Source organism: Vibrio sp. 10N.222.49.C12, assembly GCF_041475025.1.
In the GTDB taxonomy this organism is placed as follows: Bacteria; Pseudomonadota; Gammaproteobacteria; order Enterobacterales; family Vibrionaceae; genus Vibrio; species Vibrio crassostreae_C.
The window spans coordinates 1-21,931 of record NZ_JBFRVF010000033.1 but is presented as its reverse complement, the minus strand read 5'-3'; the positions used below and the strand labels follow the sequence as shown (position 1 = coordinate 21,931).

Sequence of the window (21,931 nt, the reverse complement as noted above, 5' to 3'; positions counted from 1 at the left end):
CACGGAAGACGGCCTTAAAACCCAATGCAGCAAACGAACCTATCAATGGTAGACGTTACTTAAGAATGATTTCGCCAGGTGTTTTTAACACTCTATTCGCGAGAATGCGTTGTCTACGTGGTCAAAGCGATTTTTAATTGTCATCTAGTACTTTTGACTCAGTAGGTCTATACGGTTACGTGAGTTCAACACCTCTTTCAGATGTCTTCTAAAAGTCTTGTACCAAGGCTGCACTTTCTCTCTCCTTATTTAGGTTGAGATATGAACTTTATAAAAATCGTTTTCCAGAAAATCTGGGCCGTTGTGATGGTCTTGATTAAATTCTGCCTGTTTATGGCAGTGATGTTTGCGGGAGCATGGGCTCTTGCACCATTAGGCACAATCCATTCTAAAGACATCGACATGTCTCAATTCAACAATCATCCCAATGAAATGATGATGAACTTCTTCCAGATGGAGTACTTCTCTGGCTACTTGTTCTCAGTGACAATTGCTGTGGTATTAGCCGGTGTTTACGGCATGTGGCAGTTGCATGAACTGGGTGTGCATAAAGCAAAAGAGCACAAAAGCGCTCACGTTCAAATCGTGTTTGCACTGTCACTTTGCGGACTCTTCATCAGCAAAACATTCTGGGTTATCGCATTGGTTATCGCATTGGCGAACTGGAAACATATTGGTCAATCACTGAGTGATGTGATTCGCCGTGGTGTTCAGCCTAAACAAGACGCGACCAATACAGAGACAGCCGCAGTCCACGTATCACCTGAACAACCGGTAACAGAGCCGTCTTCAGTAGAGCAATCTTCAAAAGAACAGGCTTCAGAAGAAAAGACTCCAACAACACCATCCGCTACAGAAAAAGAGGTCGCATAATGAAAGAGATGATGATTCCATACATCCTAATTGTATGGTCACTGTTTGCGACAGGCGCACTTAAGAAGAACTTCAAGAACTACACATGGGCTGCCATTGGTGGCGTAACGATTCTTGCGGTATTAGCGGTAATCTCTCGCTTGTGGGCACCCGTTGATCTAACCAACTCAACCACAGTGAAAGCACCACACGCGGTAATGTCACCGATCTTTGGCCAGCAGATCGACCAAGTGCTTGTTGAACACAACCAAATGGTTAAAGAAGGCGACGTAATTTACACACTCGTCGACATTGACTCAGCCGCAGACAAAGCAAAGATCGAATCTTCAATTGTTCAGAAAGAAGAAGAGATCAAGCAAATGAATCGCGACTTAGAGCGTGCTGAAACGTCACCTGAAATCTTCAATATGCGTGACGTAGAAAAGTACGACTCAGATCTTCGAGTACTGCACGCTGAACTTGTGTCGCTAAAAGCCGATCTACAAAAAGTAAATTGGGCGCAAGAGAAGAAAACCATTAAAGCTGAGTTTGACGGTCAGGTATCGATAGTGAACATTGCTGAAGGTTCTGTCATGGGTAATATGCACCTCTACAACACCAGCAAAAAGTTTCTTGAGATGCGTATTTCAGACCAAACTTATGGCTATGTTCAAGTAGGAGACTTCGCTGAGTTCTTCGTTGATGCATACCCAGGCCACGTGTTCCGAGCAAAAGTACACAGCTTTAATGCCGGTACCGGTGAGTCGAGTATTTCTCCACTTCAGGGGCCACAAAGCGTCGGTCAACACGTGGTAAGAAACGGCAATGGTTTAGGTCGTACTATCGTACTTGAGATCATTGAACCAGAAGGTTACAACATCCCTATTGGTTCAACTGGCGCGGCTTGGATCTCAGCTGAGAAGCCACATCCGTTCTGGGGCTTCATCGATGTAATCGGTGCAGCAACGGTTCGCCTACAATCTTACAAGTCATACTTAGGTGCTTGGTAAACGATTAGCTCTTGATAAGCAATTAAATATTCAATGATTTGGCTGTTATTCACTCGTATCACAGCCACTCATGAACTAGCGACTAATTGTAAAACAAATGCCCTGAATTTCAGGGCATTTTTGTATCTGTTGCAAGCTCATTTACTAATTGATTTAGATCAAAATTAATCGCCAATACAATCGTTTATCAAACAAATCATCGAAAAAACGATAGATTGAAATATTATTAGCGCGTAGATAGCGACCTCCCCCACCTCTATCATTTGGCTCAAGAAATCCAATTCCTGTATCCAAATATAAGGTCACTACCATGACTAATACATTCAAAAAAATGGCGCTTCCTGTTGCTATTGCGAGCACTCTACTTGCTTCTGGTTTTGCATCTGCAACGCCAACTGTAGAAGCGACATCGAAAGTCGGCCAAGAACTTCAGACGGCAAATGCTGCGCAATACCAAAACATTGATCTTGATGCTCGCTACAAGAGCGAGGTTCTATTCGAACACAAATCAAACATGTTCTGGGGAAAAGGCGAACGTATTCAAGTTGTTTCTAAAACAGGCGATTCTCTAGCTTACACTGCTGAGTCTGACCATGTTCACCCAATCCTCACCAAGCATGGTCGTAAAATGGACCAAGCAATCATCAAAGTAGATGACAACGTATATCTTGGTTACGGTTTCGGTCTAGATACACCCGTCATGATTGAAGGTACGGACGGCATCATCATTGTTGATCCAGGCGAGTCGGTAGAAATGGCTCAATCGGTTAAAGAACAGTTCCGTCAAATCACAGACAAGCCGGTTAAAGCCATCATCTATTCTCACAACCACATCGACCACATCTCTGGTGTGCGTGCATGGGTGACTGATGAAGAAGTAGCATCAGGTGAAGTGAAAATCATCGCAGAAGAAGGCCTAACCGCGGCAGTGGCTAACTGGTCTTCAAACCTAGGTACTCTATTTGGTCACCGTACTTCTTACACAGGCGCTAAGCACGTAGAAGAAGGCGAGCACGGCACAGTAAACGATGGCCTTGGTCCACGCTTCATGCAAGGTGCTATCTCGTTCATTGAACCAAACCTGCTTGTACCAAGCCAAAGCCACATCGAAATCGAAATTGCTGGCGTGAAAATGCACATCGAGAACGTGCCATCTGAAACTAAAGATGAGTTAGTGGTTTACTTCCCAGAGCAGAAAATCCTGCACGCAGCTGAAGTACTTCAAGGTGAGAACTTCCCTAACCTTCACACCATCCGTGGTACTAAATTCCGTGACCCATCAATGTGGTTCAAGGGCATCGACGTAATGCGTAAGTTCGACACTGAGATCATGATTAACTCTCACGGTCGTCCTGTTGAAGGTAAAGAAGCAGTAGCTGACGTACTAACGGCTTACCGTGATACGATTCAATACACTCATGATCAAACTATCCGTTACATGAACAAAGGTATGACGCCAGACGAGCTAGTCGAAGTAGTTAAACTTCCTAAGCACCTTGCAGAACACCCTTGGTTAGGTGAACACTACGGTACTGTTGCACACGCCGTGCGTCAGATTTACGTAGGTTACAACGGTTTCTTCGAAGCGGATCCATGGCAGCTAGAGCCAATGGCTTACGAGCAACGCGCTAAAGCATTCGTAGAGATCATGGGCGGTCGTGACAACATCCTTACGACTGCACAAGCAGCAATTAAGGCAGAAAATTACACATTTGCAGCAGAAATTCTTTCTTACCCGATCACGGTAAACAAGCAAGATATGGAAGCTCGCGAAATGAAAGCACAAGCTTACAAAGCATGGGCTGCTGACCAAGTGAACATCAACTGGCGTAACTGGGCACTTAACGCTGCTGCTGAACTTGAGAACAAGCGTGACTTCTCTAATATGATCAGCTTCGCTTCTGTTGACGTTCTTACTGCGCTACCAAGCAAGCAGATCTTCGACATGATGACCTCAACGCTTATCGCAGAAAACTCTTTAGACGTAAACATGATGCTAACGTACAACTTCTCTGATACGAACGAAGCATTCACTATCGAAATCCGTAACGGTATTGCTCAGTTACACGAAGAAGCAGTGAAAGGTGCAGACGTTCAAATCGACACTACTCGTGCCGTACTGAACCAAATATTGATTGCGGGTCCAAACGCTCAACAAGTGATTGGTACTAACCTACAGTCTGGTGCATTCAAGTTCTCGAATGGCGACATCAAAGGCTTCGGTCAATTCATGAGCTACTTCGATAAGCCAATAACTCCAGAAGAGATCATGCTCATCGTTCGCTAATAATCAAAGGCTGCTAAGGATGGCGAGTCGATAACTTAGGGACCCATTGTGGTCCCTTTATCGTTTATTTGTTGGTACAGTTCGCAACCTTAACTCAACGATCTAGGTCTATTGTTGGAGTAAGGAAACTGCCCTGCTTCTTTTAAGGTTCACACATGCTAAAACGTTTTGTTCTTTTGCTTTCACTCAGTTCTTCTCTGGTATTAGCTTGCGGATTACACCAAGAAACCGGATTTAGTTTAGTGACAGAGCCCGGTTCACTGGAGGTATTTGGCAATGTCATCACAGCAAGGCAAGATGACGAGTTCGGAAACCTAGATAAACCGGATCATTTCAAACTGTTTTCGATAAAGTCAGCACTCGCAAAGGCGCATCCGAGTAAGATTGAATTCAACTTATTTGAAGCGATTAAAGGTCACTACAGCCAAATCAGCATTGAAAAAGGCGTGAACATTTCAGGAAGAGACACTTTGCCGACAGAGAACGATTTATTGCTTATTACAGAGCTCGACGTGTTCGATGCATTAGCGAACGGAACGATCTCTTGGGATCAAGCGACACTGAATGGATTAGTGGTAATCAATGGCCCTCAAGACAAACGAGAGCAGCTTGAAGATTGGCTTAGTGATATTTTTGAAGGGTAATAGCTTAAAGCGGGACAGATAAAAAGTCGTCAAACCCTCGGACTTCAGAACATTGAGGGTTCAACGACAAACTTAAATCAAAAAAGCGTAGGCAGCGGAATCAGTTCGAGCCCTAGCACACCACTGATGCTCATGACCACCAGCAAAGAGACTTTAAAGACCGTCTTTGACCACTGGATGTAGTTGGCGCAATCAACCTTACGGAATGTCACTTTGGTCCACATAAAGCAAACGGCTGCCGACACGGCTAGGTATTCATAACCTGCCTCTCCGAGTAAAAATAACCCCAGAGCAACTGCTCCAAACGCCACCACATACGCTTTCATGTGTTGATGTGCTTTGTCGACGCCCTCTTTCACCGGTAAAACGGGAATGCCTGCATCGCGGTAGTCTTGAATGCGGAACATCGCAATCGCATACGAGTGTGGCATCTGCCATAAACAGAACATGATGAACAATAGGACGGCTTCTAAGCTCAGGTAGTTAGTCACGCCAAGGTAACCAACCAATGGAGGAACCGCGCCAGAGATGCTTCCCACTAAGGTGCCGTAAACCGAATTACGCTTGTACCACATGGTGTAGAAAAAGACGTAAAACACATAGCCAAGCAACACCACAACCGCAGACATCGGATTAACAAATTGAAACAGCAGCGCCGTGCCTACCAACAACATGACTAACGCATAAATGAATGCGACGTCTGTGTTGATGTTGCCCAGAACCAATTCGCGGTTCTGGGTACGTTTCATTTTTTGGTCAATATCTCGGTCAAAGATGTTGTTGACCACACAACCTGATGCAATCACAAGCCCTACACCCGCTAATGTCGTCAGTAACAACATCGCACTGGCTGGTTCTGTTTTTGCGGCGAGGAAGAACCCCGCCGCAACAGAAATCAGGTTGCCGAAAATGATGCCCGGTTTGGTAATAGACAAATATTTTTTCAGCATACCTTGGCCTACAACTTCATGTTGACGTTCATGTTGTAGATGATCCATACCGAGCCAGCGATAAGAATCAATACAACAATGGCAGTAAACATCAATGACACCAAGTTCCAACGCCCATCGGAAGATTTCGCTTCCATATGTAAGAAGTACTTAAAGTGCACAAAGATTTGCACCAGCGCACAACCGAACAAGATCACGTAAGTTTCCGTGCTTGGTAGCGCATGTGACCACACAATGTAGAACGGAATAATGGTCAGAATTAGTGACGCAATAAAACCTTTCACATAATCCGTTGCACCGCTGTCTAGATGCTGTTCCATTACATCACCCCCATTAAGTACACGATGGTAAATACGCAAATCCAAACGATATCAAGGAAATGCCAGAACAGGCTTAAGCACTGGAAACGCATCGACATGTTGTCGTTCAAGCCTTTGGTTGAAAGTTGGTGATACGCCACCGCCATCCAGATAAGACCGAACGTTACGTGCAAACCGTGTGTACCAACCAAGGTAAAGAACGCTGAAAGGAACGCACTCTCTTGAGGACCATAACCTTCTGCAATCAAGTGGTAGAACTCATACACTTCCATACAGATAAAGGCTAAGCCCAATACGAAAGTCACTTTGATCCATCGCTTCAGTCCGGTCACGTCTTTGCGCTTCATTGCAATCATGCCAAAACCAAAGGTGATGCTACTGAACAGCAGCATCATGGTTTCGACAAACACGAACGGCAGTTCAAAGATGTCTTTACCTGTCGGCCCTGCAATTGATCCACTCTCAAGCACGGCATACGTCGCGAAAAGCGTGGCAAACAGGACACAGTCACTCATCAAGTAAACCCAGAAGCCAAACAACTTATTCCCCGCAGCTTCGTGGTGATGATCATGCGAGTGTGCAAGATCATAAGTGTGTGACGGAGTATTAGCTTGCATACGTCGTCTCCAAGTCATCTTTTTTGTCGTTGTTATCAGTGTCAGCGCTGTTACCACGACCAGAATGGTCGCCTTTCACTGACTGTTTCTTCGCTTCTGCAAGCTGTGCACGTCGAGCCGCTTCAATCGCTTTGATCTCTTCAACTTCCACGTAGTAGTCCACATCGTCGTTGTAGCTGTGTTGAATACACGTCACCACGATGCCTACTAAGCTTGCAGCCGCTAGCCACCAGATGTACCAGATCATTGCGAAGCCAAATGCCAACGCCCATGTAGACACATAAATGCCTGTCGGTGTGTTCTTCGGCATGTGAATACGTTCGTATTCTTCTTCCTGAGTTGGATCAAACTCACCACTTTGCTTTTGATACCAGAACGAATCGATCTCATCGCCCTTAGGCAATTTTGCAAAGTTATAGAACGGTGGTGGTGACGATGTCGCCCATTCGAATGTACGTCCGCCCCAAGGGTCACCCGTTAGATCTCGGTTTTGGTCGCGGTCACGAACACTCACGTAAATCTGAACGAACTGACACACCACACCCATCGCAATCACGCCCGTACCTGCAGCCGCAACCGCCAATAGTGGGAAGAACTCAGGGTTAATGTCTTGGCTCAAACGTCGCGTCATGCCCATAAAACCTAGAGCGTAAAGCGGCAAGAACGCCATCAAGAAGCCGATGATCCAGCAGTAGAACGCGCGTTTGCCCCAAAGCTCGTTCAAAGTGAAACCGGTCGCTTTCGGGAACCAGTAACCAATCGCAGCGAAACAACCGAACACTACGCCACCGATGATTACGTTGTGGAAATGCGCAATCAGGAATACTGAGTTATGCAGAATGAAGTCTGCACCCGGTACTGCCATTAACACGCCCGTCATACCACCAACGGTGAAGGTGATAAGGAAGCCAACTGTCCACAACATAGGTGTTGTGAAACGGATACGACCTTTGTACATGGTGAACAGCCAGTTGAAGATCTTAACCCCGGTCGGGATAGAGATAATCATGGTTGCGATGCCAAAGAAGGCATTCACGTTAGCGCCAGAACCCATGGTGAAGAAGTGATGCAGCCAAACCACAAACGCTAAAATAGTGATCGCCACCGTTGCCCATACCAGTGAGGTATAACCAAACAATTTTTTGCGAGAGAAGGTTGCAGTCACTTCAGAGAACACACCGAAGATAGGCAAGATTAGGATGTACACCTCAGGGTGTCCCCATGCCCAAATCAGATTCACATACATCATCACGTTGCCACCAAGGTCGTTGGTGAAGAAGTGCGTGCCGATGTATCTATCCAACGTCAGAAGCGCGATGGTTACCGTTAGGATTGGGAAAGAGATGATGATCAGGATGTTGGCACACAGAGATGCCCAAGTGAATACTGGCATCTTCATCATTGGCATAGACGGAGTACGCATGCGCAAAATGGTCGCAAAGAAGTTCACACCCGTTAGCGTAGTACCCACACCGGATATTTGCAGCGCCCATATCCAATAATCGACACCCACACCCGGGCTTGCCTCAATGCCGGAAAGCGGCGGATACGCCAACCAACCCGTACGGCCAAACTCACCTAAGCCCAGTGACATATTGGTTAGGATAATACCCACCACAAACAGCCAGAAGCTCAGGTTATTCAAGTAAGGGAATGCAACATCACGAGCACCGATTTGCAACGGCACGATGATGTTCATCAAACCGATAACCAAAGGCATCGCTACGAAGAAAATCATGATCACGCCGTGAGCCGTGAAGATCTGGTCGTAGTGATGTGGCGGCAAATAGCCCGTTTCACCGGCTGCAGAAAGCAATTGCTGGCTACGCATCATGACCGCATCAGCAAAGCCACGAACTAACATCACCATCGCAACAGCAATGTACATGAAGCCCAATTTTTTGTGGTCTACCGACGTAAACCATTCATTCCAAAGGTATTGCCACTTACCGGCTTTGGTTACCGCGTACACCACTAAACTGCCCACTAAAGCGATCATGGTTAACGTGACCAAAATAATGGGCTCGTGGTAGGGAATTGAGTCTAGAGTTAATCTTCCAAACATGACGATTATCCTTGGGTTTCCGGCAAACAGTTCATTGAACCAGGGTGCTGGGTCACGACATCAGTGAATAAAAATGGTGGGATACTTGAAAACAGCGTCACAGGCTCAGCGACACTTGGCGCGGCCAATGAACGGAACTGCTCCCAATCTTCGATGCGATCAGGGCTTGCTTTCACTTTCTCCACCCAGTTTAAAAACGCCACTTGATCAGGCATGGCCGATGCGGTGAATTTCATCTGAGAGAACCCTTTCCCACTGTAGTTCGATGCAAAGCCTTTGAAGTCACCTTCGTGGTTTGCAATTAAATTCAACTTGGTCACCATTCCCGGCATCGCGTAGATCTGCGAACCAAGACGCGGGATAAAGAACGCGTTCATGATGTTGTCTGAAGTTAGCTTAAACGTCACCGGTACATCTTTCGGGAACGCAACATAGTTAACCGTCGCAATGTTTTGCTCCGGATAGATGAACAGCCACTTCCAGTCCAGAGAGACCACTTCGATCACCATAGGTTGCACATCACTTTCCAGAGGCTTTGATGGCTCTAATTCGTGTGTTGTTCGCCAAGTGATGGTGGCTAGAATCGCGATGATGATGATTGGAATCGTCCATACCACCACTTCAATCTTGGTTGAGTGTGCCCAGTCAGGTGCATACTCTTCCGTGGTATTGCTCTCGCGGTATCGGTAAGCAAAGTAGATGGTCATCAGAATCACTGGGATGACGACAATCAACATCAGCAACAGAGCCGTGATAATCAGCTCTTTTTCCTGAACGCCAACGCTACCTTTTGGGTCGAGCAATGCGGAGTTACATCCTTCGAGCATCAGAACGGTTCCCAGCAAACCAATCTTCGACAAATTTGTCCTCGATAAAATGCGTTTATATCTTGAAGCTTCCATTAACTTTCTCGATGGTTATCCAGCCTCAGAACGAATGCCTAAGTACTGGTTGTCATGATCATTAGAATATTTATGTGTTGAGCATGTGAAACGCCGCATCTCAAAAAGCAATGCAATAAAGCCCGTTACTGCTGGGTTAAAACCACACAAAAAATATGACTTAATTGTTACACTTTGAAATGCATTGTTACATTTGGCGCATTATGAGGAGTCGAAATTGAAAGCTCACCAAACAAACTTGGAAACTAACCTTCCAATTATGAAAGTGAAACATGGAAAACAGAGAAGGAATTAGCTACACGACATAGGCGTGCTACACATGCAAAACCAACACTGATAAGGGATGAGTAAGAATCGGGAGAGTCGGCGAGCAACAATGATGAAGCGAAGTGATGTTTGGGTACATTAGAAAGCGTGAATTAAACAAAGCGTGATGAACATCAAATTTATGAATTCACATAGGATTTTAATGGTATTTAGAAAAGATATTGCTCCAATCAGAAACCCATTAGATATTCGAATAACACACTACTTTTCATTCGCAATAATGTCAGTGAGGTGCCGAAAAATAGTGTCAAAGATCGACCTGAAAAGCCGATTTGATGAGTATTTTTATCTGTTTTAAGTGGGTATTACTCCCCTCAAAGGAGAGGAGTAATCGTCCTTAAGAAAGGGATTATGCTGATGCTATGACGACTTTCTTACGCTGGTTTTTAGTCATTAAATGATAAACCACCGGCACAAAGTAGAACGAGATAAGCGTGGTTAACACAGTACCACCCACAATCGCGACCGCAAACGGAGGCCAGAAACCACCGCCAGCGATGATCAATGGCATAAAGCCGCCAACAGTCGTTATCGTGGTTGAGCTGATATGGCGAGTACACGACATCACAGCTTCAACGACTGCATCTACATTCCCGGAGGAAGCCTCTTTATCGAGTTTCAATTCGGTCAAAATCACAATGGCCGCGTTAATCGCTAAGCCCGCAATCCCAAGCATCGCGATAATCACCGTAAAGCCGAACGGATAACCGAAGATCCATACCGACAACAGCCCTAGTCCACCAGCCAACCCTGCTACCATGAAGATGATGCTGCTCATTCGGAACGAGTTGAATGACATCACCACCACCAGCACCATCAATACCACCACGACTGCGACATTCGAGATGAGGCTGTTGACTGAATTGTCTCGCTCCGCTGATTCGCCACCAAAACCAATGGTGTAACCCGATGGCATCTCATAGCTTGCTAAGCGTTTTTGGAATTCATTAAGTACGGTTTGAGGTAAGACACCCGCTTCAATGTAACCCTCGATGGTATTCACACGCTGCCCGTTACGACGAGTAATCGCACCGCGACTGGTCGTCAATTCCAGTTCTGCCAGCGTCGAAACATTGATCCCTGTTGAGTAGACATCAGAACTGATTGGCAGACGAATATTGCTTAAGTGAACCAAGTTTTCACGCGCCTCATCTGCCACACGAACACGGATTGGTACCGACTCACTGCCTTCAATCACAGAGCCACTTTCACGACCTGTCAGAGTAGTTTGCAGCATACCTGCGAACTGGTTCAATGAAATACCATTCAGCTTTGCGGTGTCTTCATCAACCTTCAACCACACCTTCGGAGTACCTGGTTGCAGGGTTTCCCTTGTGTGCGTCACATGAGGAACACCCGCCAAAATCAATCGCACATCCTCACCAATCGCTTTCAACGTATCGAGGTTTTCACCATACACTCGCAGTTCAACGGGCGCGGTAAATGGAGGCCCTTGGTTAAGCTTACGTACCAAGATTTGTGCTTCCGGCACCTCTTCATCCAACACCTTTTGCAACTGTGGAATTAGCGTATTGGCTTGGTCAAAGTTCTCTGTTTTCACCATGGCTTGCGAGAAGTATGGCGCATTATTTTGCCTTGCTTGCAGGTTGTAATAGAAGGATGGGAAGTTTGCACCCACGAGCCAATCGATACGCTCCACTTCAGGGTAACGATGAATGATATCGTCGATTTTTTCAGAGGTGTTTTTGGTTGCGTAAATACTCGCTTGCGGCGGCATATACACCTGAATCTCGAACATATCTCGATCTGATGGCGGGAAGAATTGCTCAGTCAGCTGAGACATACTCCAGTAACCGGTAAACGGAACCAACAATACCAAAGCAATCGTGATGATTGGATGCGTTACGCCAAAGCGAACAGAAGACGAGAACCAGCGCGTCAAAGCCGGGATTCTCAAACCCGTCATGTACCAATGGTGCTGCCCTTTCTTGTCGACATCACTGAGTTGTTTCGGCAGTAGCTTGGTCGCTAAACCTGCGATTAAGGTGTGCGAGATAATGTAAGAGCCGATCAATGAGAAAGAAACGGTAATCGCAATACCACCGACAAATTCACCCGATGCTCCCGGCATCAAGATAATCGGGGCAAACGCCAACACGGTAGTTAAGGTTGAGCCTAATAACGGCACCCATAAATGCTTCAATGCATTCATGGTCGCTTCAGCTCGCTGTTGTCCTTTCAAACGATAAGCTTGAATGGTATCGACCATCACCACCGCGTTATCAACCATGATCCCGAGCGCCACAATTAGGCCTGTCACCGACATTTGGTTAATCGGCACACCGGTCATTTTCATGATCGACAGGGTCAATAATGAGGTTAACGGCAGAGAAATGGCGACTAAGATCGCGGCACGCACGCCTAAAGTGACAAACAACACAATCAAAATCAGACCGAAACCGATCATCAAGCTTTTGCCTAAATCGTCTAAGCGAGTTTCGGTATAACCTTGCTGATTAAAGAGCACCGTCACCTTAACGTTACTTGGTAACTCTTGCTCAAATTTACCAATCAGAGCATTAGCTCGCGACGTCCAGTTGTCGACTCGCAGATCAGGGTGCATTCTTGCCGCGACAATCACACCCGGCTCACCATCAATAATGGCAATCTGGTCTTGTGGGGTTTTCTCACCACGTTTCACAGAAGCAATGTCTTCCATACGGATGATGTGACCATTGCTATCAGTGGCTATTGGCACTTGCTTAATGCGTTCAATGGAATCCAGTTCAGATTTAATTTCTAAGCCAAAGCGAGAATAAGCACTGACCAGTTCACCCGCCGAGTTCTTGGCGTCTGCCCCTTCGAGCGATTCAGCGATATTGGCGCTTGAACGCCCTAGAGCAGCGGCATCGGCCGTACGTAAACTGATTTGAATCTCTTCTTGCGGCATCCCGTATTCATCAACGAATTCAGTACCCGACAAAGTTCTTAGTCGCTTGGCGAGCTCTTTGGCATAACGGCCCAGCGTTAACCTATCAGGCTCGCCTGCACCAGACCAAGTTAGAGATGCGATGGTCGTGAAAGCATAGGTATGGTCGCTATCGAGATCAGGCGATTGAGCACCCGCAGGCAAAATGGATTCGATATCAGATAACTTGTCGCGAGCTTGGGACCAGACGGGTTCTGGCTCGGTGATGGTGTCATTCAATTCTAGCGTGACAATCGATACGCTCGGCCTAGAGGTTGAACTCACCAATTTAACTTCACTCAGCTCACGCAGCTTGTTCTCGATTACCTCAGTAACCAAGGTTTCAACACGCTCGGCACTGGCGCCGGGGAAGCTGGTTGTGATGTTCGCGTAACGGTTGATGATTACTGGGTCTTCTGCACGTGGCAACGTCATGAACGCCGAAATACCACTCACCATCAGCAGCGCGGTCATCAAGATAAGCAGTCGAGTGTTGGAAATAGTCTCTATTATTTTCATACTATTACCTACTCAGCCGCACTGACTGGTTTCACGATTTGGCCCGGAACTAAGCGATGTAAACCACTGGCGATGACCTGTTCACCGTCTTCAATCGCCCCACTTACGTACGCTTGTTGATTGTTAGCAAACAACACCTGAACGCTTCGACGTTCGACCTTGTTGTCTTCACCAATCACAAAGATGTTCCACACACCGCGTAGGCCGTCAATCAAACCCGTTAATGGCACCCAGTAGCCTTGGTCATCAATCTGCTCATCAAATTTCAGATAGGCAAGTTGCCCTTCTAACACCGACGATTGTTCTGGAAACAAGTAACGCAAACCGACACTGCGAGACTGTGTGTCAACCATTGCGCCCGGATTCAATAGCTCCACGGCATAATCTGTTCTCCCAACTCGGATGTTAGGCGAAGAAAGTGAGGTGACTTTTTGCATTTGGTGAGCAGGAATACCGATGAAGGCCTCTTTGCCCTCAGAAGCGAGCAGTGTAAGAGTTGGATTACCCACATTCACCACATCTCCGAGCGAAACAAAGCGCGTCGCGATGGTTCCAGAATAAGGCGCAAGCACTGTCGACTTCACCAATTTCAGTTCGTTGCCTTTTACCGATGCATCGATGCGCAACAAGTTCGCCTGCAATACGCGCTGTTCACTGGTTAACGAATCAATTTCCGCCTCAGCACTGAAGCCTTTTGCTTTCAATGAGCGCTGACGCTTTAAGTTCGCGGCCACAAGACTCAGTTGAGCTTTCACTTCTTCGGCTTGTGCTTTCAATTGGCTAGATTCAGTCTGCAGCAATTGAGTATCTAACCGGATTAACGGTTGACCTTCGGTTACTGTGTCACCGACATCCACTAAAATCGCATTTACTTTTCCGGCCAACTCGAAACCTAAATTGGCCTGCTGACCCGCCTTAACCACACCCACATATTCACGCTGCACTGCATAAGAGGAAGACAGCGCCAAGGCCATCGTTTCTACAGTTAAAATGGTTTGGACGCTCGAAGCCGTTTCAGCGGTTGAATCAACCGACTCTTGGGCTTGTTCCTTTTCGCCACATCCAACAAGAAAAGCCGATAGAGACAACGCCACCGCACTTCCCTTCATCAATTTATACATACTCACTGTTCCTATGCAGTACTCAATCATGTTCTTTTTTTAGACTAACCAAACCAAACTAGACTGTCTAGTTTGATTATGTTAAAAATAAGTTTCATGGTTAGTGTTTGATAAAACCATCACAAAAAGCATAATGCTTAGCGCCAAATGAGACACCTATAGCGGAGTATCAATAGGCACTAAGCAAAGAGACAAGCTAGGTAACGACCCAACACCAAGTAACGAGAAGCAAGCACGTGACAAAAATCATCAAGAGTGAACAGAAGAGATCGCAGATCTTAACCGCAGCCAGCCAACTTTTCTCTGAACATGGCTTCAAGATCAATATGGATCAAATAGCCAAAGCAGCGAACGTTTCCAAGCAAACGGTCTACTCTCACTTTAAAAACAAAGACGAGCTTTTCGAAACCTGCATGCAAACTAAGTGTGCCGAGCGCGAACTCAGCCCTTCTGCTTTTGATATGAATGCCACTTTGGAAGACGAATTGGTGAAGTTTGGTGTGAAGTTTCAAGATTTGTTACTTGATGAGCAGTCCAGACAGACCTTTCAAAATGCTGTGAGCCAATCCAACACGCACCCAGAGATCGCCTCTATCTATTTAGAAACTGGGCCTCAGAAAACCACCAAATTACTTGCTGATTATTTGCAGTCGAAAATAGACTCTGGTGATCTCACACTGTCGACATCAAGCTCACCAGTCATTGCAGCACGCCAACTGTTGCTGATGTTTCACGGCAAATCGGCGTATTGGTCATTCTTCGGTCACGATAGCGGAGAATCCGAAGAAGAAAGGCTTCACTACACTCGCGAATGTGTCGCGCTATTCTTGAACGGCAACCAGCCTCGTTAATTGTAGCTCTATCTTTGAATAAAAAAGGCACAGAGAAATTCATCCTCTGTGCCTTATCAATCATCAGTCACTCTCAGCAATAACAGCGATCGGTTTATTGGGTATGTTCCACAACGATCAGCTCATCGGTATTGAAGCCACGCTCTTTCGACATGGCTTTAAACTTCTCCATCACTTCTGGTGCGACTTCAGGCGTTCTTGCGAGTAGCCATAAGTAATCAGTGTCGGGCCCAGAAACAAACGCGTATTGGTAGCCCTCTTTGTCTAATTCAAACACGACATAAGCGCCGTAGAAAGGGCCAAAGAAAGACACTTTCAAATAGCCTTGTTCAGAGCCCTCAACGAAGTACGCTTTTCCTTCCGCTTCGTTCCACTCACCTTCTTCCGCCGAATAACCACGGTTAATCACCTTCACGCCGCCATCATCACGAAGGCTGTATTCAGCGCTGATGTTGTCTAAGCCACGCTCAAACGAGTGATCCAAACGAGCCACTTCGTACCATTTCCCTAGGTATCGTTCCAACTCAAACTGTTGAACAGGCTTTACCGTTTCGGGCATGCCAACACAACCACCCAATAAGATCACGCTAAGCAGCAATAATATTTTTTTCATCCTAACCTCGACTTGTTTTTATTAGTAATGCGAGTAAGTCTCTTGAAAACATAAACTTACATCCTTGGTAATACGTTAAATCCATTTTTATAGCTCACTTAACTGTAATTTATTCAGAACCTTATGTGAATTGTTTAGTCTGCGAATGGATTCGCAATCCTTTATTGACGAGCTGTATTCCCACAACCACCTCAAAAGGCACTGGAATTACATTCAAACAAGAGAGCAACCAAGGACACTTTATTATTAAAAATTCACGATATGATTCTCGCCACTCGCTTTCTATACTTATTAAACAGTGGAACATGGAAGACATAATAATGAACAAAAAGCTCACTCTGCCACGCACTGCATGGATAGCATTACTCGCAAGCTTAACTGCCGCAGCGCCGGTTCTTGCACAAGCCAACACCGTTGTCCAAGCGCAAACAGCAGTTCAAACACAAACAGCAGTTCAAAGCCAAAGTGCAGACCAGATATTTACCAATGCAGATATATACGGGCATCGTGAGTCGGACTCGATCGTTACCCACAAAGGCAAGATCATCTTCATTGGTAACCAATCACAGGCGCAAACTTTTCAAGGGCAAAGCACTGATGTCATTGATTTAGACAATGCCTTTGTCCTTCCGGGATTTATTGATAACCATAACCATGTGTTTGAAGCCGCCTCAGAGCTGGGTGGCAATTGTGAACTCGACTCTGAAGCAACGTTAGAAGAGCAAATCCCCTACTTAGAAGCGTGTAAGATCAATGCTGATACCGATGGCAGAGGTTGGCTTATGGGCTATGGTTTTTCTTTGGAAGCGACGCTCGATAGCGACTCTGACTACACGCCACTAGAGATCATCGACAGTGTCTTCCCTAATCGCCCCGTGGTGCTTATGGAGCAGACTTCACACTCGATGTGGGTCAACTCAAAAGCACTAAAAATCGCTCGAATCAGCCAACAATCTCCAGACCCACAAGGCGGTGTTTATTTAAAAGACCAAGACAGCAGCAAGCTCAATGGCATCTTGCTAGACAATGCTGGCGATCAAGTGATGGAGATGGCTTGGAATAGCCAAAGTGAACTGTTTGAGCAAAGCTACCAAGGCTTAATGTTCGGGCTTGAGGAAGCGGCAACCCACGGCATCACCACCATTGGCGACGGTCGCATGTATTGGAAACGAGGTTGGTATGACGTTTGGCTAGAGGCCGAGCAAAATCAAGACTTAACGGCGCGAGTATCACTACGCCCTTGGGTGTACCCATCGATGGTGATGTCTTCTCAATTAGAAGTCTTTGAGAAAATGCATTCCGACGATAAAAGCCATCTGTTACTTGTCGATCAGGTGAAAATGTACAGTGATGGCATCTTTATCAATGGCACCGCCAAAACACTCGCGCCCTACTTAGATACTTATCTACCCCAGTCTCCTAATGGCTTGAACTATATTCCGCCAGAACAAATGAAAGAATGGTTAACTGCGCTCGAGAAAATCGGCTTTAGCGCCCACATTCATGCGATTGGTGATGGAGCGGTTCGTGAATCTCTTGATGCGATAGAAAGTATTCGCAAACAAGGTTCAACCAAACCCTACACCCTAACCCATGTCGAATTAATCAATGATGAAGATGTGCCACGCTTTCGCCAGTTAGATGTAACTGCAGATTTCCAAGTTGGCTCTGATTACGTTGCAAGGCATCAACACCAATGGGCCGAAGCTTTCCTTGGTGCTCGCCGTGCCAAAGCCATGATGAACCTCGATGCAATACTCAAGACCGACGCCAATATCACCTTAAGCAGTGATTGGAACGTACACGACATCAACCCATTGGTCGGCATCGCGAACAGCTTAATCATGGGCAAAACCGGCCTAACCGATATCTATACCGCCATCGACGCTTACACGCTCAATGCCGCCAAAAGTCTTGGGATTGAAGACGTAACAGGTTCTATTGAGGTAGGAAAATCCGCTGACTTCGCCATTCTCGACCGCGACATCACCACAGTGTCAGCAAGACAAATCGCCAAAACTCAGGTGTTGATGACGGTGTTACGCGGGAACGTGGTTTACGAAAAATAGCGCCAATTCGCGTATCGAATTGGTTATCGCAACTCAAACGAAAACGAGCCAGCTTATTCAACTGGCTCGTCTGTTATTCACATCTGTATTTTAGTTCTGTTACGCGTTGGTCTCTTTAAGCGCTTTCACATGTGAATCTTGTTTGTCATCCAGAGCAAAGTAGATCTTCGATACAATCACTTCAGCAACCAGAATCGTAAATACCACAGCGAAGAAAGCAACCACGCCGCCCCAAGGTCCTGTAAAACTCACCTTATCTCCGAACAGAAGGTTAATCGCTTCTAGCATCACGAATTTTGAGCCCACCAAGATAATGTAAGTGGTGATTGCTCGGTACACCTTAGGTGCAGTGCCCGGCTTGCTTTTGAAGTGTTCAGCAATCTTGTGCTCTAAACCAATAGAGAGCTTCAATAATAGCTGCAACAACAACGCCGCAATCAAAGAGATAGTGAAAGACTCAATGTTGACGAAGTCCCAGTACTCATCGAAGAAGTTAAGCACTACTAAGTCCACCAGCACGGCTAACGTGTAACCTACGAATAGACGTTGTGGTGTGTTGAACCCGTAAACTTTGTCTGATTTAGTCATTCTGTCTCTCTCTAATCTAATTTGATAAGTCGCCTTGATTTGAAATACATCTTAGCGTTCGAATCGAAGCAAAACTTACCATTTCATGACATCGCCAACATTCATTCCTCAAATTAATGATTCGACAAAAATCCCCTTTGCCTCTCTTATAGCAATAGCAAAAACACGCCCAATTCACCACTGTCACCAAATGGCCATTCTTCAAATGCTGCGCCCCATAAGATGACTCCATCAGCGACACACACTCATTTCCAAAAGGTGCAGATTATGAAAAAACTAATCACTAACGCGAACGTATTTAACGGTGTTGATAACAACTTAATCGAGAACGTATCAATCCTCATCGAAGATAACTTGATCACTCAGATTGGAGAGATTGACCCAACGATTGCCGATGAAACGATTGATGCTCAAGGTGGCACGGTCATGTCAGGCCTGATTGATGCGCACGTTCATATCACTTTATCTGCACCATTCAATGTCATTGATACCATGACGCGTGAAGAAGTGGCGATTCGCTCAGCAAAGATTTCTGAAGAGATGTTAATGCGTGGCTTTACCACCATTCGTGATGTAGCAGGTAACACGCTTGGCCTTAAAAACCAGTATCGACAACGGCTATGCCACTGGCCCACGTATTCTGCCTTCAATGGCAGCTATCTCACAAACCTGTGGTCACTCCGATTACCGTCAAAACCAAGCACAAGAGCGTTTAGCAAACGGCCATGAAGACTCACCTATGAGGAAGCTTGGCGCAATGAAAGTGGCAGATGGTCGTTCAGAAGTCTTAAAAGCGGTTCGCGAACAGCTATTTATGGGCGCATCCCAAATCAAGATCATGGCGGGTGGTGGCGCATCTTCAACGTTTGATCCGCTAGACACATTGCAGTTCACATCTGAAGAGATGAAAGCTGCGGTTGATGCCGCTTCAGATTACGGCACTTATGTCGCTGCGCCGAGCCGCTGAAGCGGGCGTGATGTCATTCGAACATGCGACTATCATGGACGACGACATTGCCGAGATAATTAAAGAGAAAGATATCTGGGTGATCCCGTCTTACTTTACCTCTTCATTGATTGCAGAGCGTAAGATCCCACTGCCAAACGAAGAGACATATCGCAAAACAGAGCGCGTGGGTAAAGCCATGTTCAAGTCGGCAGAATTGATTAAGAAATACGACATCCAGAACATCGATTTTGGCACTGACTGTGTGGGTGAAACCAACGTTCACGCGACACAATTGAATGAACTTGGTGCGATTGAGCAAGTATTCGATACCATCACCGCGCTTCGCATGGCGACATCAAACTGTGGTCGCTTGTTCGAAATGTCGACCTACCAACACCCATACCAAGAAGGCAAGTTAGGTCAGATCGTTGAAGGCGTGTATGCCGACTTATTGATCATCGATGGCAACCCACTGGAAAGTGTTGCTTGTGTGGCAAACACAGAGACACAAAAACTGATCATGAAAGACGGCAAGGTATATAAAAACACGCTTTAGTGTTCAATATACTCACTAAGTAATGAAACCTCTCAGGCAAGCAAGCGAACTTTATAGTCGTTTGCTTGCCTTTTTATTAAGCGCTGTTTTATTGCTACTATTAAACTCAGGTTATTGATTTATGGATAAATCGGGGTGGGATAAGGATGAAATTAGAATGAAGCTATTACTTACTGCACGCTTAATCAGCACAGTGCTATTACTCAGTTCACTGCTGTCAGGTGCGGTAACTTTAGAAATCTATCTAATGAGATACAAGCCATCGACTCCATAACCAATCAATACATGGTTACCTTGAATCAACATGCCTCCGGTTCTGCCGTGGTGATTGAACAAATCAAAGACATTAACAAAGGCGAGGTTGATGGCTACGATGGCATCATAGACAGTGACAGTATTCACTTACATGTATCGAATAACATCCACTACCTACTTATCTTTGAAGATAAGAATCAAGACCTTACCCTACAAGCCGATGAAGCTTTCAGTGTAATCAACCTACGTGATCACCAAGACAGATCAACAATAGAAGTCTCACTAACGGTTAATGAGAGTGAAGCCCCAAGAGCGTTTGTTGATCGTTCACTACCTTCACTGTTAAAAATCGAATTGGATTTGATCGACATAGGCACAGTCGTGAGCTTGGAAGCTCCACCTTTTGACAGAAAAAATGGCAAACTCGGCATGTGGCAGCCGCTGACCTTTTTGCTCGAAGATAACGCTAGGCTCTACTTTCTGTCAGAGTTCGACCCAAACAAAATCCCGATCTTGTTTGTGCATGGCATCAACGCCACTGCGTTAGATTTTGCCCCACTGATTGAAAAAGTCGACCAATCTAAATATCAGATCTGGGTCTTTAACTATCCTTCAGGCTTGTCTCTGGCTTTGAACTCCAAAGGCCTGAATAACCTCATGCACACGGTGTTAACGGAATACAAAATCCAACAATTACATGTTGTGGCACATAGTATGGGCGGGCTTGTCGCCACCAACAGTCTTCGCCAGTGCCGTATTGGGCAGCTATGCGATTTTGTAAGCAGCGTAGCCACCATATCTTCGCCGTTTGGTGGTGTCGAGTCTGCTAAACAAGGGGTCGAGTACTCTCCCGTAGTAATGCCGGCATGGGCTGATTTAAATCCAGACGGGAAATTTATCGCTGACTTATTAATTGACAGCAGTAAGATTCACATTCCCCACTTTTTAGCCTTTGGTTATAACTCGGGCGACCTATTTAATACCAACAGCAACGATGGTGTGATCAATTTATCAAGCCAATTGTCGCGCCCAGCCCAACTCCACGCGTCACAAATCCTCGGCTACAACGAAACCCATTTGAGCATCTTAGATAACGATGACCTTTTTGAAGACCTGTCCGAGTTTTGGTTAAGAGCTGAAGAAGCACATTGATTTATGATTCGGTGCACTAGGCGGCGTAGGTAAATCAGATATTAAAATTGGAACGCTTAGGCATTCCAATCTTTTGGGTGAAGCGTAATGTTTTTCTGAATTGAGAGCATTGATATCCTGTGCGTTCGGGCTGATTTCGAACACCCACCCCCTCTAACTCCCCCTCCAATTAAGTTTATCCCCCCTCTAGATTGACGACCGAGGGGGAGAACCTTCTTTAGCGCTGAATGTGTAACTGCACATGTAACGATCTGTATTCAGTTCCTCCCCTTTCTACGAACCACAATGGATTGTAGATACTGATTAAGGGGAGGCTAGGAGGGGATTTTTAGTAGGTGTGATTACCGAGGGAGGT

The 21,931-nt window shown here is 45.9% G+C and carries 16 protein-coding genes and 1 pseudogene; 8 read left to right on the top strand and 9 right to left on the bottom strand.

Going from position 1 to position 21,931, the window contains the following annotated elements; genetic code table 11:
- Positions 1-261: 261 nt before the first annotated feature.
- The 4 genes from AB4583_RS11860 to AB4583_RS11845 all read left to right on the top strand — a co-directional run bounded on the left by AB4583_RS11860 (position 262) and on the right by AB4583_RS11845 (position 4,793).
- Positions 262-873 (top strand): magnesium transporter, encoded by a 612-nt coding sequence (locus tag AB4583_RS11860; protein WP_261885514.1) that lies wholly within the window; start codon positions 262-264, stop codon positions 871-873.
- The gene (locus AB4583_RS11855) at positions 873-1,862 is read left to right on the top strand and encodes an efflux RND transporter periplasmic adaptor subunit (RefSeq protein ID WP_372052041.1); all 990 of its coding nucleotides are present in this window, start codon (positions 873-875) and stop codon (positions 1,860-1,862) included. The genes AB4583_RS11860 and AB4583_RS11855 overlap by 1 nt, the downstream gene beginning before the upstream one ends.
- Before the next feature lie 310 nt (positions 1,863-2,172).
- Entirely contained in the window at positions 2,173-4,149 is a 1,977-nt protein-coding gene (locus AB4583_RS11850) for an alkyl sulfatase dimerization domain-containing protein (protein ID WP_372117440.1), read from the top strand.
- Positions 4,150-4,304: 155 nt separating this feature from the next.
- The gene (locus AB4583_RS11845; RefSeq protein ID WP_017060200.1) at positions 4,305-4,793 is read left to right on the top strand and encodes a hypothetical protein; all 489 of its coding nucleotides are present in this window, start codon (positions 4,305-4,307) and stop codon (positions 4,791-4,793) included.
- A gap of 77 nt (positions 4,794-4,870) precedes the next feature.
- Here the strand turns inward: AB4583_RS11845 and cyoE are convergent, their stop codons facing one another.
- From cyoE to AB4583_RS11810, 7 genes are all read right to left on the bottom strand, one after another.
- On the bottom strand, positions 4,871-5,743 hold the full coding sequence (cyoE, locus tag AB4583_RS11840) for a heme o synthase (protein WP_372117485.1): 873 nt from the start codon (positions 5,741-5,743) through the stop codon (positions 4,871-4,873).
- 8 nt (positions 5,744-5,751) lie between these two features.
- Positions 5,752-6,063: a cytochrome o ubiquinol oxidase subunit IV gene (gene cyoD / locus AB4583_RS11835; RefSeq protein WP_010439794.1), complete on the bottom strand. Its 312-nt coding sequence runs from the start codon at positions 6,061-6,063 to the stop codon at positions 5,752-5,754.
- Complete coding sequence (cyoC, locus tag AB4583_RS11830) at positions 6,063-6,698, bottom strand: cytochrome o ubiquinol oxidase subunit III (RefSeq protein ID WP_161748744.1); 636 nt, start codon at positions 6,696-6,698, stop codon at positions 6,063-6,065. Before cyoC ends, cyoD begins: the two co-directional genes overlap by 1 nt.
- Complete coding sequence (gene cyoB, locus AB4583_RS11825) at positions 6,670-8,745, bottom strand: cytochrome o ubiquinol oxidase subunit I (protein ID WP_372117436.1); 2,076 nt, start codon at positions 8,743-8,745, stop codon at positions 6,670-6,672. Before cyoB ends, cyoC begins: the two co-directional genes overlap by 29 nt.
- Before the next feature lie 5 nt (positions 8,746-8,750).
- The gene (gene cyoA, locus AB4583_RS11820) at positions 8,751-9,647 is read right to left on the bottom strand and encodes a ubiquinol oxidase subunit II (protein ID WP_081326284.1); all 897 of its coding nucleotides are present in this window, start codon (positions 9,645-9,647) and stop codon (positions 8,751-8,753) included.
- 676 nt (positions 9,648-10,323) lie between these two features.
- Positions 10,324-13,422, bottom strand: a complete 3,099-nt coding sequence (locus tag AB4583_RS11815) for an efflux RND transporter permease subunit (protein WP_372117433.1) — start codon at positions 13,420-13,422, stop codon at positions 10,324-10,326.
- An 8-nt stretch (positions 13,423-13,430) separates the two neighbouring features.
- Positions 13,431-14,543, bottom strand: a complete 1,113-nt coding sequence (locus tag AB4583_RS11810) for an efflux RND transporter periplasmic adaptor subunit (protein ID WP_372117429.1) — start codon at positions 14,541-14,543, stop codon at positions 13,431-13,433.
- Positions 14,544-14,779: 236 nt separating this feature from the next.
- Here AB4583_RS11810 and AB4583_RS11805 point away from each other — a divergent pair, with 236 nt between their 5' ends.
- Positions 14,780-15,394 (top strand): TetR/AcrR family transcriptional regulator, encoded by a 615-nt coding sequence (locus tag AB4583_RS11805; RefSeq protein WP_102393158.1) that lies wholly within the window; start codon positions 14,780-14,782, stop codon positions 15,392-15,394.
- A gap of 94 nt (positions 15,395-15,488) precedes the next feature.
- On the opposite strand, the gene AB4583_RS11800 is transcribed toward AB4583_RS11805, so the two are convergent.
- Entirely contained in the window at positions 15,489-16,007 is a 519-nt protein-coding gene (locus tag AB4583_RS11800; RefSeq protein WP_017060193.1) for a lipocalin family protein, read from the bottom strand.
- Positions 16,008-16,327: 320 nt separating this feature from the next.
- Between AB4583_RS11800 and AB4583_RS11795 the strand changes: the two genes are divergently transcribed.
- Positions 16,328-18,076 carry an amidohydrolase gene (locus AB4583_RS11795; protein ID WP_372117425.1) on the top strand — a complete coding sequence of 583 codons (1,749 nt, stop codon included), beginning with the start codon at positions 16,328-16,330 and terminating at the stop codon, positions 18,074-18,076.
- Between the two features lie 99 nt (positions 18,077-18,175).
- Here AB4583_RS11795 and AB4583_RS11790 read toward each other — a convergent pair whose 3' ends face one another.
- Entirely contained in the window at positions 18,176-18,664 is a 489-nt protein-coding gene (locus tag AB4583_RS11790; protein WP_017068109.1) for a hypothetical protein, read from the bottom strand.
- Between the two features lie 267 nt (positions 18,665-18,931).
- On the opposite strand from AB4583_RS11790, the pseudogene AB4583_RS11785 reads away from it, so the two are divergent.
- Both AB4583_RS11785 and AB4583_RS11780 read left to right on the top strand, forming a co-directional pair.
- Positions 18,932-20,169 (top strand): annotated as a pseudogene (locus AB4583_RS11785) (amidohydrolase family protein).
- A gap of 285 nt (positions 20,170-20,454) precedes the next feature.
- A complete protein-coding gene (locus AB4583_RS11780) occupies positions 20,455-21,576 on the top strand; it encodes a lipase family alpha/beta hydrolase (RefSeq protein ID WP_372117422.1) in 1,122 nt (373 codons plus the stop codon).
- The last annotated feature ends 355 nt before the right edge of the window (positions 21,577-21,931 follow it).